The organism is Arthrobacter sp. Cr_A7 (genome assembly GCF_029222765.1).
In the GTDB taxonomy this organism is placed as follows: Bacteria; Actinomycetota; Actinomycetes; order Actinomycetales; family Micrococcaceae; genus Arthrobacter.
Map to the genome: position 1 here is coordinate 1 of NZ_JARHXQ010000048.1, position 14,962 is coordinate 14,962.

Consider the following 14,962-nt stretch of genomic DNA (forward strand, 5'->3'; position numbering starts at 1 on the left):
AGGACGCTCACCCGAACGGCTCGCCCCGCACTCCAGACACCGGTACCGCTGCTTACCCGCAGCCGTTTTCCCGTTCCGAACCAGCCAGCGGCCACAAATCAAACACTCCAGAGATATGCAAGCACCCCAGCCACCCTAAGCTTCAAAAGCTTAGCCACCCCGGATATCCCGCACGCTCGCTGGGAACTAAGCCCCTCCCATACACACGTTTTGTCCTATAACCCCCAAGCGGTACGGCGCAGAGGAGGCTCTTCCCCGCCCGGGCGCTGGACCAGAACCTGGTTGACACCCGTCAGGCCGTTTTCAAAACCGATGGCACTGGATGCCATGTACAGCCGCCACACACGTGCACGGCCCAGCCCGGACAGCCTGGCGGCCTGCTCCCAGCTGTCCTCCAGCCGTTTGACCCAAGCACGCAAAGTCAGCGCATAGTGCCGCCTCAGCGCCTCGACGTCAAGGATCTCGAAGCCGGCCCCCTCCAGCGCAATGACCATCTCGCCCAGGCTGATCATCTCGCCGTCCGGAAAGACATACCGGGGGATGAACGAATCCGGATCAGGACTGGTGGGCCCGGCATTCCAGGAGATGGCATGGTTGAGCAGGCGGCCGCCCGGGCGGAGCAGCGCGAACAAGGCCGAAGCATATCCTGGGGTCTGCTCCCGCCCCACATGCTCGGACATCCCGATGGAACTGATGGCATCGAAGGGCCCATCCGTGACGTCCCGGTAATCCTGCACCCGGATGTCCACCTTTTCGGTGAGCCCCGCTTCGGCTGCCCGCTTGCGTGCAAGGTTCGCCTGCTCGGAGGAGAGCGTCACACCCACCACCGTGGCCCCGTACTTTCCTGCCGCGTGGAGGGCGAAGCTGCCCCAGCCGCAGCCCACGTCCAGCACACGCATCCCCGGCTTGAGCCCGAGCTTGCGGCAAACCAGGTCCAGCTTCGCTTCCTGCGCGGCATCGAGCCCCTCCACCAACCTGGCGCCCGAACCCGCGCCCTGCCCTTCGTCGGCGTCTTCGGGCCACACCGCGCAGGAGTAAACCATCGACGGCCCCAGGACGAGGCCATAAAAGTCATTGCCGACGTCGTAATGGTGCGAGATCGCAGCGGAGTCCCGGCGGCGCGAGTGCAGCCTCCCCTTCCTGGCGATCCGCGACTCCTCCGGCGGCGGCGCCGGATTGGGTCCCACGGCTCCCAGCCGAATGGCAGTGCGAACCAAGGTCCAGAGCTCAGCCGCTGTGGGGGGACGGAAGGGACCCGGCTCCGCGAATTTGCCGGCGGAGCTCAAGGCAGAAAACGCCTCGAAGATATCGCCGGGCGCATCAATTTCGCCGGCAACATACGCCCTGCTCAGTCCCAGTTGGCCCGGAGACCACAGAATCCGCCGCAGCGCGCGGCGGGAGCGGAATTCCAGGACCGGCGCTTCCGGCGGGCCGGCTTCCGAGCCGTCCCAGGCACGCAGGCGAAGCGGTATCTGTTCGGTTCCCAGGACAATCCCCAGGGCTGTGGCGAGCCGGGCGGCTGCGCCGCGGTCTGTGGTCATGGTGGTGCCTTTCTTCCGCTGAGGCCGCCCGCGGGGAGGGCCTGCTTCCGATGCCCTCCCGGGCCGGTTCCATGGGCCTACCCTAAAGCCGGCGCGCCGCGCTGTCAGGGAGCGGCCTGTAAATTTTTGCCAAAGGTTCCGTCCAGGTACCCGTGCCTTGTCCGGCAGGTGCCCCCGGAAGGGGCGCCGCTATCATGGGGGAGTGACTGCCGCCCAAACCGATGTTGCCGTCATTGGTGCGGGCCAGGCGGGCCTGTCGGCCGCCTACCACCTTCAGCGCCGCTGCGTCAGCTATGTAATGTTCGACGCCGAAGAAGGACCGGGGGGTGCGTGGCGGCACCGCTGGAAGAGCCTGCGCATGGCCACTGTGAACGGCATCAGCGATCTTCCCGGCATTGCGAAGCCCGCCGTCGATCCCAGGGAGCCCAGTTCGGAGTTCCTCACCCGCTATTTCCGGGAGTACGAGGAGGAACTGGGCCTGTCCGTCCAGCGCCCGGTCAACGTGCGGGCGGTGAGCCGGGAAGACGATGATCCGGCCGGCAGGCTGCGGCTCGACACATCACGCGGGGATTGGACAGCCAGGGCAGTCATCAACGCCACAGGGACCTGGACGCGGCCGTTCTGGCCCATCTACCCGGGCCAGACCACCTTCCGCGGCAGGCAACTGCACGTGGCCGACTACGTTGCAGCCGAAGAGTTCACCGGCAAGCACGTCATCGTGGTGGGCGATGGGATCTCCGCTGTCGGGCTGCTGGACGAAATCTCCCAGGTCACCTCCACCAGTTGGTTCACCCGCCGGGAACCGGTGTGGCGCGACGCGGAGTTCGACTCCCGCGCAGGCCACGATGCGGTTGCACTCGTGGAAGAGCGGGTGCGCAAGGGACTGCCGCCACAGAGCGTGGTGTCGGTAACAGGGCTGATCTGGACGCCGGCACTCCGCGCGGCGGCGGCCCGAGGTGCCCTGGACCGGCAGCCCATGTTCACCGCCATTGAGCCGGACGGCGTCCGGCTCGCGGACGGGAACCTCCTGAAGGCGGATGTCATCCTGTGGGCCACAGGTTTCCGGGCCGAGCTGGAACATCTTGCCCCGCTCCACCTGCGGGGGCCCGGAGGAGGCATCGTGATGGACGGGACGCAGGTGGCAGCCGAACCGCGCGTGCACCTGGTAGGTTACGGCCCGTCGTCGTCCACCATCGGGGCCAACCGGGCCGGCCGGGCGGCCGTTGCCGCAATCCTGAAGCTGCCCGGACTGGCTCCCGCCGTGGAAACGGTAACGTGGGGCTGACCCGCCGCGGGAACGCGCCAGGCAGCGCGGGAGCATTCGGGACAGAAGAAAGCGGCAGGCATTACGTGGCACCAGACAGGCTTGAGGACGTCTTTGGGATCCTTCGGCGGCGGCCAGACGTGGAGGCGCCCAACCTCCAGGCGTGGGATGCCACCGACCGGCTGCTGCTGGAAACGGCGGCGGACCATGTGGAGGAGGGCAGCACCGTAGCTGTCGTAGGTGACCGCTACGGCGCCCTGACCCTGGGCGCGCTGGCTGTGCTCAACCCCGCCGGCGTCCTCGTGCACCAGGACCTGATCACCGGCGAACGGGCCCTTCGCCTCAACGCGGAAGAACTGCGGGCTGCCGGCACGGGGATCGCGCCTGCGGCAGGGAACAGCCCGACTGAGCCGGCCGGCTTCAAGCACCTGCCGCTCGGTCCAGAACTTTTGGCAGGCGCACAGACTGTGCTCCTGCAGCTGCCCAAGACCCTGGCCGAGCTGGAGCAGATTGCGGCGGCCGTCGCCCGGTATGCGCCCGCCGGCGTGGTGCTGCTGGCAGGCGGCCGGGTGAAACACATGTCCCTGGGCATGAACGCCGTCCTGGAACGGTACTTCCATACCGTCCAGCCCCAGCTCGCCCGGCAGAAGTCCCGCGTTATCCTGGCCACGGGCCCCAAGGCGACACCCGCGCCGGACCGGTTTCCCGTCGTCGAACACCTCGCTGAGCTGGACCTCAACGTGGCGGCCCACGGAGCGGTCTTCGCCGGCCCGAAGCTGGACATTGGCACCAGGTTCCTGCTGACGTTCCTGCCATCGATGAAGCCCGCCCACCACGCCATCGACCTGGGCTGCGGCACCGGAATCCTTGCGGCGATGTATGCCAGGCACTATCCGGAATCGCGGGTGACGGCCACGGACCAGTCGGCTGCGGCAGTGGCCTCCGCGCTGGCAACGGCCCGCGCCAACGGACTGGAAAGCCGGATCGGCGGCCTCCAGGATGACGCCCTGAGCACCATGGAAAAAGGCAGCGCGGACCTCGTGCTGCTCAATCCGCCCTTCCACGTGGGTGCAGGCGTGCATGCGGGCGCGGGGCTGAAAATGATCGAAGCCGCAGGCCGGGTACTGGCGCCGGGCGGGGAATTGTGGACGGTCTATAACCGCCACTTGCCCTACCTGCCGGCACTGGAGCGGCACGTGGGCCCCACCGCCATCAAGGGCCAAAACCCCAAGTTCACGGTGACCCGGAGCCTCCGGCGCAGTGTTCGGTAAAGGTATCCACAAGGTATGCCACGCCACGGTCCAGCCTATGGGTCTGTGCCTACGCTTAACGTACGATTCAAGCAGCACCACAACCACGTGGCCGAAGATCTTTAGGGGACACTGTGACTGAGATCCGCCAATCCTCACCGAGGCGCGGAACCAACCTGCCCAGGATGGGGGACTTCAACCTCACAGTCATCCTCGACGCCATCCGCCGGTCCTCGGGCGGCCTGAGCCGGGTGGAGCTCGCACAGATCGTGGGCCTGTCGCCCCAGACCATCTCGAACATATCCCGCCGGCTCCTCGACCAGAACCTCATCGTCGAGGCAGGCAAGGAAGGCAGCGGCCCCGGAAAACCCCGCACCATTCTGCGCCTGAACCCCGGCGGCATGTACGCCGTGGGCGTCCACCTCGACCCCGCCGTGAGCACCTTCGTGGTCCTGGACCTCGTGGGAGCGGTGGTCCGGCATTCCCGGATCAAGACTCCCGGCGGCAACGATCCTTCCGTCATCATCAGCACCATCGCCGCCGGGATCTCACAGATCGTCGCGGACTCGGACGTGGACCGGGACAGGATTGCGGGCGTGGGTGTTGCAGCCCCGGGCCCCATCGACCTGGACAACGGCACGGTGGTGGATCCACCGCTGCTTCCAGGCTGGGACCGCGTGGAACTGCGCAACGCGCTGTCCGAGGCAACGGGCTATTCGGTGCTGATGGACAAGGACGTCACCAGCGCCGCCGTCGCTGAAACCTGGGCCGGCGGCCCCAGCGGCGCCGGCAGCTTCGTGTTTATGTACATGGGGACCGGCATCGGCTGCGGCATTGTCCTCAATGACGAGGTGGTGCGCGGAACGTCCGGAAACGCGGGCGAAATCGGGCATATTGTGGTGGACCCGGACGGACCCCTGTGCGACTGCGGGCAGCGGGGCTGCGTGAAATCCTCCTGCATTCCCAAGGTGCTGGTGGCCGAAGCGGAGGCGGCAGGCATCCTGGACGGCTCGCGTTCGGGCAACAGCGGCGCCGAGATCCAGCAAAGCTTCGCCAGGCTGTGCGAACTGGCGGACGGCGGAGACGAACGTGCTGCCGCCATCATCGACAAGTCCGCCGTGCTGGTTGCCCGGGCGGTATCGGTGGTCACTAATACGCTCGACGTCGAGCGGGTGGTTTTCGGCGGACCGTTCTGGAGCGGCATGGCGGAGCGTTTCCTCGAGAAGGTGCCTCCGCTGCTGGATGCCAACAGTGCGGCGCGGTTGATCCACCCCATCCAGGTTGTTGGCACGGGTGTAGGGGAGGACGTGGGCGCTATCGGTGCGGCGTCGCTGGTCCTGGAGCACACGCTTGCGCCCCGCGCCCAGCGGCTCCTGCTGGAGAGCTGACAGGACGCATTTGGCGGGCGCCTTGCTTGCGGCACCCAGCCCATCTAGCATGTGCATATTGCCGCGGCTGGGGCCCGCTGACAAAGGGGTCCGCAGCTTTAGACCGAATGGAGCACCATGCGTCGCCGGGCCCTGAAGACAATGTCCCTGATCGCCTCCGCGCTGGTTGCCCTGACGGCCTGCACTCCGGGCAGTCCCGCCGCCGAAGAGTCCAGGACGTTGAAGGTGGTCTACCAGAAGACGGATTCCTTCACGGCCCTGGACACGATGTTCCAGGCCGCCAAGCAGGAGTTCGAAGCGGCGAACCAAGGGGTCACCGTCGAGCTGCAGCCCATCCAGGGCAACGACGACGACTACGGCACCAAACTGGCCCTCGCCTTGCGCTCGCCGTCCACAGCGCCGGATGTGTTCTACGAGGACACCTTCAAGGTCCGCTCCGACGTCGACGCCGGCTACCTGTTGAAGCTGGACAGCCACCTTGACGGCTGGGCGGATTGGGACACGTTCAACGACGCCGCCAAGGCCGCAGGAAAGGCGGACGACGGCGGCACCTACGCAGTGCCGCTGGGCACCGACACGCGGGCCATCTGGTACAACAAAAAAGTCCTGGCAGCCGCCGGCATCAGCGACCCCTGGCAGCCGCGCAGCTGGCAGGACATCCTGGACGCCGCCCGGAAGATCAAAGCCAACGACCCCTCCGTGATCCCGTTCAACATGTACGCCGGCAAGGGCACCGGCGAGGGGACCGTTATGCAGGGCTTCTACGAACTGCTCTACGGCACCGGCTCCAGCCTCTACGACGAGGAATCGAAGAAATGGGTGGTGGGCTCGGCCGGCTTCACAGACTCCCTGGCCTTCCTCAAAACCCTGTACGACGAGAAACTCGCAGTGTCGCCGGCTGAGGCCCTGGACGCCAACGTCTGGAAAAAGGTGTTCGGCGAGTGGTTCCCCAACGGGAAGCTGGGCGCCACCGTGGAAGGCTCCTACGCGCCGTCGTTCTGGCAAGAGGGCGGAAGCTACGAATGGCCCGGGTACGAACAGGACATGGGCGTGGCCCCGTTCCCCACCCGGGACGGCCAGGCGCCCGGGGCCGTCAGCATGTCCGGCGGCTGGACCCTGGCAGTGGGTGCCGGAACCAAAGAACCTGACCTGGCGTTCAAATTCCTCACCACTGCGCTCAACGAGAAGAACTCCCTCGCGTTCACCGTGGAAAGCTCGCAGATCGCTGTCCGGTCGGATGTGGCGGCGGATTCCGGCTACCAGGATGCCAACCCGTTCGTGAAGGACGTCTCTGACCTTGTTTCCGTAACCCGCTACCGTCCGGCAACGTCCGACTATCCCCGGATCTCGGCTGCTGTCCAGGAGGCAACCGAAGCCGTGATTACCGGCAGCAGGACCCCGGAGCAGGCGGCGGCGGACTACGACGCAGCGGTAACGGACATTGTGGGCGGCGACAAGACCGTCCGGAAGTAGCCTGTGCCCGTTAGCCACCGGACACGGCAGTGGCTCCGCTACCTGCCGGTCCTCCCTGCCATCCTGCTCCTGCTGGTGTTCCTCGCCGGACCCGTGTTCTGGGCCTTCCAGGCTTCGCTCACCAATGCCGGGCTGACCGGCCGCAGCGCCAGGAATCCCGAGTGGGTGGGGCTGGAAAATTATCAGCGGCTGCTGGCGGACCCCGCCTTTCCGCTCTCGCTGGCGCTCACGGTCCTGTTCGTGGGAGGTTCAGCGGTGCTGGGCCAGAACCTGCTGGGCCTGGCCATCGCCGTGCTGATGCGGCGGGCCCGCCCGGCAGTATCCTCCCTGGTTGGGACCGCCGTGGTGGCCGCCTGGGTCCTTCCGGAAATTGTGGCCGCCTTCGCCGCCTACGCCTACTTCAGCAGGGACGGAACACTGAACCAGCTGCTGGGCGGACTGGGCCTTGCCCAGGCGGACTGGCTGTACGCGTATCCAATGGTGGCCATCATGTTGGCCAACGTGTGGCGCGGCACCGCCTTTTCCATGCTGGTGTACCGGGCGGCCCTGAACGACGTTCCCGCTGAGGTGACAGAAGCCGCCCAGATGGACGGTGCCAGGGGCTGGCAGCGGCTGGTTTTCATCACGCTTCCCATGATCCGGGGCAGCATCGCCACCAACCTGATGCTCATCACGCTGCAGACGCTGGCCGTGTTCACGCTGATCTGGGTGATGACGGCCGGCGGACCCGCCAATGCCAGCACCACCTTGCCCGTTCTCGCCTACCAGGAAGCGTTCAAATTCGGCGACATCGGCTACGGCACCGCGGTGGCCTCCGTCCTCATCATCATCGGCGGCGTGTTTGGGGCAGCCTATATCCGTCTGCTCCGGGAGCCCCGGCCATGACCGCCCCTGTCAGAACACAGCAGCCTGCCCCTGTCCCGGTGCTCAGGGCCCGCCTCCGCCGCGGCTCCGCCCCGGCCGACCTGGCCCTGCTGCTGGTGGGCGCCTGCTTCCTGCTGCCGCTGCTATGGCTTGTCCTGGGTTCCCTGGATCCCGAGGCCGGCCACGAAACCAAAGTGCCGCGGCAGCCCGGGCTGGACAACTTCGCAGCCGTCCTGACCCCGCAGCTGCTGCTTCAGCCGTTGTGGAACAGCATGGTGCTGTCTGCAGGAACCGGAGCGGTGACGCTGGTGGCCGCGGTGCTGGCTGCCTATCCGCTGTCCCGCTACCGGTCGCGGTTCAACGCACCGTTCCTGTACGCCGTCCTCTTTGGGACGTGCCTTCCCATCACAGCCATTATGGTGCCCGTCTACGGCCTGTTCGTGCAGTTGGAACTGCTGGATTCGATGCCGGCAACTATTTTCTTTATGGCCACCACCACCCTTCCCATGGCGATCTGGATGACGAAGAACTTCATGGACGGCGTTCCGTTGTCCCTGGAGGAAGCTGCCTGGGTGGACGGAGCGTCGCGGATGACAGCCTTGCGGACCATTGTCCTGCCGCTCATGCGCCAAGGCCTGGGTGTGGTGTTCATCTTCGTCTTCATCCAGGCCTGGGGGAACTTCTTCGTGCCGTTCGTGCTACTCCTGTCAGAGGCACGGCAGCCGGCAGCCGTATCCATCTACAGCTTCTTCGGACAGCATGGTGCAGTGGCCTACGGCCAGCTGGCCGCGTTCTCCATCCTGTATTCACTGCCGGTGCTGGCCCTGTACGTCATTGTGGCCAGGGGCGCCGGCGGCTCCTTTGCGCTGTCCGGAGCGGTCAGGGGCTAGTCGATGTCCTCAACCACCACGCCGAAGGGAATGCTGTCGTCGAGGTGTGCCTGGTGGCCGGTGGAGCCGGGGTTGTAAACAACCCGGACTCCGTGAAGCCGGTCTGCCGCGGACTGCTGCAGGACAGGCTTGACGGTGCTGATGAACATCTCGCTTTTGTCGGCGAGAAACTCCTTGTAGCTGGCTGGAAGCTCACTCATGGCAAAAGGATAGACCTGCATTCCCCGGATGGGGAGGGGTCCCCATTGCCGGACCCGGGGGCGGGGACTTGGATAGGATGGCGGGCGGAGTGCAGCCGTCCGGCCGGCACAGCCATCAACAGTTCACCAGGGGGAATGACAGTGCTCCAGACCAGCGCGTCCGCGAGAATCGAACCGGCGGAGCTGGCCCGGGCACAACAGGTGGTGGCCAGCATCTCCAGGAGTTTCGAGGCCAAAGTGGTGGGCCAGGCCCGGCTTCGGGAATCGCTGCTGGTGGGACTGCTGACCGGGGGTCACATCCTGCTGGAAAGCGTTCCGGGCCTGGCCAAAACCACGGCGGCGCAAACCGTGGCTGAAGCGGTCAGCGCGGAGTTCCGCCGGATACAGTGCACCCCGGACCTGTTGCCGAGCGACATCGTGGGCACCCAAATCTATGACGCTGCCAAGGGAACCTTCGTCACGCAGCTGGGCCCGGTCCACGCCAACATTGTGCTGCTGGACGAGATCAACCGCTCCAGCGCCAAGACCCAGAGCGCCATGCTGGAGGCGATGCAGGAGCGGCAGACGTCCATCGGCGGCCAGGACTACCGGCTCCCCTCACCGTTCCTGGTGCTGGCTACCCAGAACCCCATCGAGCAGGAGGGCACCTACCAGCTCCCGGAAGCCCAGATGGACCGCTTTATGCTCAAGGACGTGCTGGACTACCCGTCGCCGGCCGAGGAAGCAGAAATCATCCGCCGCATCGACGCGGGGGTCTTCACCGCTGAACAGACGCCCCCGGCGGCGGCCTCGCTGGATGCCGTCACCGGGGTCCAGGAAGTGGTCCGCCGCATCTACATCGACCCGTCCATCATCAACTACATCGTGGGACTGGTCTTCGTCACCCGCAACGCCCACCAATACATCGATCAACGGCTGGCCGGCTTCATCGAATTCGGTGCCAGCCCGCGCGCCAGCATCGCCTTCAGCCAGGCCGCCCGCGCGGTGGCGCTGCTGAACGGGCGGGACCATGTCCTCCCCGAGGACGTCAAGGCGCTGGCCCACCGGGTCCTGCGCCACCGGCTGATCCTCAACTTTGACGCGGTGGCCGAACAGGTGCCGGTGGAATCGGTGATTGACGCCGTCGTCGCCGCCGTCCAGACCCCCTGAGGCCGGCGTGGCCAGCCTCCTCCTGCGTGTGAAGTCGAAGATGGCCATCTTCGCGCACCGCAAAGCCCGCGGCATGCTCGACGGTGAGTACGGTTCCGTCTTCCGCGGCCGCAGCCTGGACTTCGACGACCTCCGCGCGTACGTCCCCGGTGATGAAGTGCGGGACATTGACTGGAAGGCCTCGGCACGTCACGGATCGCCTTTAATCAGGCGGTATGTGGCGGTCCGCCGCCAGACGCTGTTCCTCCTCACGGACACCGGCCGGAACATGGCGGCCCTGTCGAGGGCGGGGGAGACCAAGAAGGACATCGTCGTCATGGCACTGGGGGTGATGGGCTACCTGGCCCACCGGCACGGCGACGTTGTGGGGCTGGTCAGCGGCGACTCCGCCGGCACCAGGACAATCCCCGCCAAGGCGGGGGAAGCGCATCTGGAACGGCTCCTGCGGCATGTCAGTGAGCATGCCACGCTGAACGCAGCCGCCAGCAGGATCGAGGACCAGCTGGACCATGTGGCACGGACGGTCAAGGGACGCAATCTCCTCTTTGTCGTCGCTGACGAGGTGCAGGCGAGCCCGGCACTGGGCCAGCTGCTTCGCCGGCTCCGGGCGCAGCACGAAATCCTGTGGCTCACCGTCCGCGACGCCGAGCTGGTACCAGGTCCTGGCAGTGCGGGCGGCCACTCCGCTGACTTCTACAGCGTGACCGATTCTGCGGTCCTTCCAGGACACCTGGCACAGTCCGCCCCGATAGCGGCCGCCTACGCGAAGGCCGCTGCTGAACGGGATAACGCGCGCACCGTAATGCTCCGCCAGGCAGGCATCACCCACGGCGAGGTGGACGGCAGCCAGGACGTGGTCACCGCCCTGTTCGCCCTCCTGGAAAGGCACCGCCGTGCCGGCTGATCCAGGTTTTTACGGCCCCCTCCAGTACAGCCCGGTATGGATGTGGGCAGGCGTTGCACTCGTCGCCCTGGTGGCCGGCTGGTACGTCGTCGTCTTTGCTTCCACCCGCCGCCCGCGGATGGCGGGTGGCGTCCGGCGTTCCGCTGCCCTGACTGATCTATCAGTGCTCAAGGCGGCCTACCTGCAACGCATTGACGACGTCGAACGGGATGCCGCTGCCGGGAACCTCAGTCTCCGTGCCGCACACCACGAGATCAGCCACCTGCTCCGCAGCTTTGTCCGTGACGCCACGGGTGTGGACGCGCTCCGGATGACCCGCCAGGACCTGGAACGCCACCCGCTTCCTGCACCCGCCGCCGTCGTGGGAATTCTGTACCCGGCACAGTTCGGCGTGGAGCCGCTGCCGTCTGTCGCCGTGTCCGCCGCCAGCGCCCGGAACGCGGTGAGCACATGGAGCTGATGTTTTGGTGGGTTGTTCCGCTGGCTCTCCTGGCCGCGGCTGCCTTCGGGTGGGCCGTTGTCCGGTCCGGTCGAAAGGACAACGCACGACGACGGCCGGCGGCGCACGTTGACAGGCTCACCACCCTGCCGGAGTACCAGGCGGCACTGCGGCGGCACCGCCGGTGGCTGGCAGTTGCCGCGCTCGCCTGCGCGTCGCTGCTGGTGTCTACCGCGGTGGCGGCGGCGCGGCCGGTGGAGCTCACCACCACGCGCCCCGAGCAGCATAACCGGGACATCATGCTGTGCCTGGACGCCTCGGGGTCCATGAGCAGCGCCGACGCGGCGGTCGTGGACGTTTTTGCAGGCCTCGCCAAGGAGTTTGATGGCGAACGGATCGGCCTGACCATTTTTGACAGCACGGCCATCCAGGTCTTTCCACTCACCGACGACTACGGCTATGCCCAGGAGCAGCTGAACTTGGCACGGGACGCCTTCGACGGGAAACCCGGCAGTTCCGGATTCCTGGACGGGACCTGGAGCGGCCGCGGCTCATCCCTGATCGGTGACGGCCTGGCCTCCTGCCTGAACAGCTTCGCGCCTGTGCGCACTGAAGCAGGCAGCGCCCCGGACGGGGATGCGGCACAGCGCTCGCGGTCCCTGGTGCTGGCCACCGACAATTTCCTCTCGGGTGAACCCATCATGACGCTCGCGGAGGCGGCGGCCTTGGCGAAGGACAGGGCAGTCCGCGTTTATGCCCTCAACCCGGGCGACTTTGACTACGGCTCCGGTGCCGACCAGCCAGGGGCGCAGCTGAAGGCTGCTGCAGAATCGACCGGCGGCGCTTACTACGCGCTGGACAACCCGGACGCCATCCCGGGCATTGTTGCGGCGGTGGAGGAAACGGAAACAGCAGCGCTGAAGGGTGCGCCGCGCGCCGTCGTCTCTGACGAGCCCGGGCTTCCCTTGACCGCTGCCCTCCTGTCCGGCCTTGCCCTCTGCACGGCCTTGTGGCGGTTGCGGCTATGACCCGGCGCCGATCCATTCTCCCAATCGCCAAAAGCCCCTGGCTACGCCGTGGCCTGCTGGTGACGCTGCTGTGCGGTGCCATCCTGCGCCCGGGACTGCCGGGAGGCTCGGCGGAGGCGGCCACCGCGGACCTCAACGTCTTCTTCGTGGTGGATACCACCACCAGCATGGTGGCGGAGGACCATGGAACCGGGGCGCCCCGGATGGACGGCGTGCGGCAGGACATCATGGCCATCGCCGAAGGGTTGCCGGGAGCACGGTTTTCCGTGATCACCTTCGACACGAAGGGGCATGTCCGGATGCCGCTGACCACCGACACCCTGGCCCTGGAAACCCTCACGTCCGTCCTTGAGCCGCAGGTGACCTCCTACGCCAAAGGAAGCAGCATCACAGCCGCCCGCCAGGTGCTGGGCGAGCGATTGGCAGCAGCGCGGGACAGCCATCCCGAACGTCCGCACCTTGTTTTCTACCTTGGCGACGGCGAGCAGACCAGCGGCGATGAACCGGAACCGCTGGTGCCGGACAACGGGCCGGTGGCCGGGGGAGCCGTGCTGGGCTAGGGCACTGAGGCCGGCGGGCGGATGAAGGAGAACACCGGGAGGGATTACGACGGCGCCGCGCAGGGCGTCCCGTACGTCCAGGACCGCAGCGGCGGGACTACCAGGGACGCCGTGTCCAGCATCGACGAGGGAAGGCTGCGGGAGATCGCAGGGCAGCTGGATGTGCCGTACGTCCACCGGGCGGCCGGTGACCCGCCTGCCGCCATGCTGCAGCAGGCCCGGCCCGGCGCGCTGGAGCACACTCAGGACGCCGAATCCCTTCAGGGCCGAACAGAGCTTTACTGGGTCTTCGCGGCGGGCGCCTTTGTCCTGGGCCTGGTGGAGGCGGGTACCCTCTTTCGGCGGGTCCGTGAACTGCGGCCCCTTCCTGACGCGGTATCCACCGAACCTCGGATGGCCACTCGTTCTCCGCACCGCTCCCGCATGGCGGGGGAGGAGGTCCGATGATGGCCAGACCCGGATCGGCCGAAGACAACGCGAACCGCGATTTAATGGTGCAGCGGCGGCGGCATCTCCTGCTGTGGTCGACATTACCGGTGCTGCTCCTGCTCTGCGTGGCGGGGAAGCTGCTCAGCCTCAACCTCCTTGCGGGGCAGGCTGCCGGCGCCTTTGCTGCCCGGGACGCAGCGGCGGTTGGAACGGCAGCCCAAGCACTGGGCCTGGCGAACGTCATCGAACCCCACAAGGCGCCGTTTGCGGCAGGCGATTCCCGTGCTTTGGACGGGGACTTCGCTGCGGCCCGGCGAATGTTTGAGGACGCTTTGGCCAGGGTGCCCCGGGGATCTTCTGACGAGTGCATTGTCCGCGTCAACCTCAGCCTGGCGATTGAACAGATCGGTGACGCCCAACTCCGGGAGGAGGGCCGGGCGTCGGCCGCTGTTTTGTACGGGGAAGCCCTGGCGGTGGCGGAGGCCGCGCCTGCGGAATGCTTCGCCGCAGGCGCCGCGGGGGAGCCCGGGGAGCAGCTGGCCGAGGCGGAGGGGCGCCTGAAGGACAAGCTCGCGGCCGGGCAGGCAGCGGAGTCACCGGAAGGAGCACAGCAGGACGGCCCGGAGGAACAGGAATCCCCGGAGGAAAGCCAGCTGGAGCAGCTTGGGGACAACGCACGGCAGGCCGAGCGCGAACGCAACAGTGCACGCGAACGGGATGAGTACCTGCGCGACAATGACTACGCCCCAGGGCCGGATCGCCCCTGGTAGTGCACGATGCGAGGTGACTACCCGGTTTTCCACATAGGAACTTGGGCTCCCGGCGATTGTCACACCCTGCTGGAAGACTTTGTCTATGGAAGCGGCTGGGGGTTTGGCAGGGTTGAGCGGGGCGGGCATTCTCGGTGTGCGGCCTGTTCCTGCGGCGCCCTCGGTGGCCACCGCCCGGAAAGCTATGGCGGATATCCCGATGGATGTCCACGCCCCGGCGGCCCATGCTGCTGTGCCCCGCGTTGCCGCCGTCCGGGGTGCCCTTGCGGGTGTCCCGTCTGTCGCCGGAGCCTTGGAGGACCATTCGGGTATCCCGTCGATCGCTGATGTCCGGGTTGCCCTGGATGCCGTTCCTTTGTGTGCTGATGGTGCGGGCATGATTGATCAGCTGCGGGAGCTTGAGGATTTGAAATCGGCTGCGGCTGCGAAGCAGGCCGATATTGCTGTTGCCTTTGAACTGTTCCAGCGCCGGGTCCAAGCCGCCGCCGGTGTTCCTGCAGATGAACTCGGTGCTGGCGTGGGTGCCCAAATTGCGCTGGCGCGGCGCGAGTCGCCGTCCCGGGGCGGGCGGTTGTTGGGCCTGGCCAAGGCCATGCGCGACATGCCCCGCACGTTTGAGGCGTTTCGGTCCGGTCGGCTGAATGAGTGGCGGACCACGCTGCTGGTGAAGGAAACCGTGTGCTTGTCCGTGGACGACCGGTGCGCGGTGGACGAGGAGCTCGCCGCGGACACCGGCACCCTTGACGGGTTCGGAGACCGCGCCATCGTTTCCGCGGTCCGTGCCGCGGCGTACCGGCGGGACCCGAAGTCTGT

The 14,962-nt window shown here is 66.8% G+C and carries 15 protein-coding genes and 1 pseudogene; 14 read left to right on the plus strand and 2 right to left on the minus strand.

The window, feature by feature from the left end; translation table 11 throughout:
* Positions 1-215: 215 nt before the first annotated feature.
* A complete protein-coding gene (locus P2Q66_RS03030; RefSeq protein WP_275725466.1) occupies positions 216-1,541 on the minus strand; it encodes a class I SAM-dependent methyltransferase in 1,326 nt (441 codons plus the stop codon).
* Positions 1,542-1,743: 202 nt separating this feature from the next.
* Here P2Q66_RS03030 and P2Q66_RS03035 point away from each other — a divergent pair, with 202 nt between their 5' ends.
* The 6 genes from P2Q66_RS03035 to P2Q66_RS03060 all read left to right on the plus strand — a co-directional run bounded on the left by P2Q66_RS03035 (position 1,744) and on the right by P2Q66_RS03060 (position 8,670).
* Positions 1,744-2,826: an FAD-dependent oxidoreductase gene (locus P2Q66_RS03035; protein WP_275725467.1), complete on the plus strand. Its 1,083-nt coding sequence runs from the start codon at positions 1,744-1,746 to the stop codon at positions 2,824-2,826.
* A gap of 65 nt (positions 2,827-2,891) precedes the next feature.
* Positions 2,892-4,076, plus strand: a complete 1,185-nt coding sequence (locus P2Q66_RS03040; protein ID WP_275725468.1) for a methyltransferase — start codon at positions 2,892-2,894, stop codon at positions 4,074-4,076.
* A 164-nt stretch (positions 4,077-4,240) separates the two neighbouring features.
* On the plus strand, positions 4,241-5,443 hold the full coding sequence (locus tag P2Q66_RS03045; protein WP_079596314.1) for an ROK family transcriptional regulator: 1,203 nt from the start codon (positions 4,241-4,243) through the stop codon (positions 5,441-5,443).
* Positions 5,444-5,560: 117 nt separating this feature from the next.
* Positions 5,561-6,916, plus strand: a complete 1,356-nt coding sequence (locus P2Q66_RS03050; protein WP_275725470.1) for an extracellular solute-binding protein — start codon at positions 5,561-5,563, stop codon at positions 6,914-6,916.
* A 3-nt stretch (positions 6,917-6,919) separates the two neighbouring features.
* On the plus strand, positions 6,920-7,801 hold the full coding sequence (locus P2Q66_RS03055; protein WP_275725472.1) for a sugar ABC transporter permease: 882 nt from the start codon (positions 6,920-6,922) through the stop codon (positions 7,799-7,801).
* A complete protein-coding gene (locus tag P2Q66_RS03060) occupies positions 7,798-8,670 on the plus strand; it encodes a carbohydrate ABC transporter permease (protein WP_275725474.1) in 873 nt (290 codons plus the stop codon). Before P2Q66_RS03055 ends, P2Q66_RS03060 begins: the two co-directional genes overlap by 4 nt.
* Here the strand turns inward: P2Q66_RS03060 and P2Q66_RS03065 are convergent.
* A complete protein-coding gene (locus tag P2Q66_RS03065; protein WP_066276588.1) occupies positions 8,667-8,870 on the minus strand; it encodes a hypothetical protein in 204 nt (67 codons plus the stop codon). The genes P2Q66_RS03060 and P2Q66_RS03065 overlap by 4 nt on opposite strands.
* Positions 8,871-9,011: 141 nt before the next feature.
* Here P2Q66_RS03065 and P2Q66_RS03070 point away from each other — a divergent pair, with 141 nt between their 5' ends.
* The 8 genes and pseudogenes from P2Q66_RS03070 to P2Q66_RS03105 all read left to right on the plus strand — a co-directional run.
* On the plus strand, positions 9,012-10,019 hold the full coding sequence (locus tag P2Q66_RS03070; RefSeq protein WP_275725486.1) for a MoxR family ATPase: 1,008 nt from the start codon (positions 9,012-9,014) through the stop codon (positions 10,017-10,019).
* A gap of 7 nt (positions 10,020-10,026) precedes the next feature.
* Positions 10,027-10,923: a DUF58 domain-containing protein gene (locus P2Q66_RS03075; RefSeq protein WP_275725476.1), complete on the plus strand. Its 897-nt coding sequence runs from the start codon at positions 10,027-10,029 to the stop codon at positions 10,921-10,923.
* Positions 10,913-11,383, plus strand: a complete 471-nt coding sequence (locus P2Q66_RS03080) for a hypothetical protein (protein WP_275725478.1) — start codon at positions 10,913-10,915, stop codon at positions 11,381-11,383. The genes P2Q66_RS03075 and P2Q66_RS03080 overlap by 11 nt, the downstream gene beginning before the upstream one ends.
* Positions 11,374-12,390, plus strand: a complete 1,017-nt coding sequence (locus P2Q66_RS03085; protein ID WP_275725479.1) for a VWA domain-containing protein — start codon at positions 11,374-11,376, stop codon at positions 12,388-12,390. Before P2Q66_RS03080 ends, P2Q66_RS03085 begins: the two co-directional genes overlap by 10 nt.
* Positions 12,387-12,950, plus strand: a complete 564-nt coding sequence (locus P2Q66_RS03090) for a vWA domain-containing protein (protein WP_275725481.1) — start codon at positions 12,387-12,389, stop codon at positions 12,948-12,950. Before P2Q66_RS03085 ends, P2Q66_RS03090 begins: the two co-directional genes overlap by 4 nt.
* Positions 12,951-12,971: 21 nt before the next feature.
* Positions 12,972-13,397 (plus strand): hypothetical protein, encoded by a 426-nt coding sequence (locus tag P2Q66_RS03095; protein WP_275725482.1) that lies wholly within the window; start codon positions 12,972-12,974, stop codon positions 13,395-13,397.
* Complete coding sequence (locus tag P2Q66_RS03100; protein WP_275725484.1) at positions 13,394-14,149, plus strand: hypothetical protein; 756 nt, start codon at positions 13,394-13,396, stop codon at positions 14,147-14,149. The genes P2Q66_RS03095 and P2Q66_RS03100 overlap by 4 nt, the downstream gene beginning before the upstream one ends.
* Before the next feature lie 85 nt (positions 14,150-14,234).
* Positions 14,235-14,962, plus strand: a pseudogene (locus P2Q66_RS03105) (hypothetical protein); the annotation flags it as partial.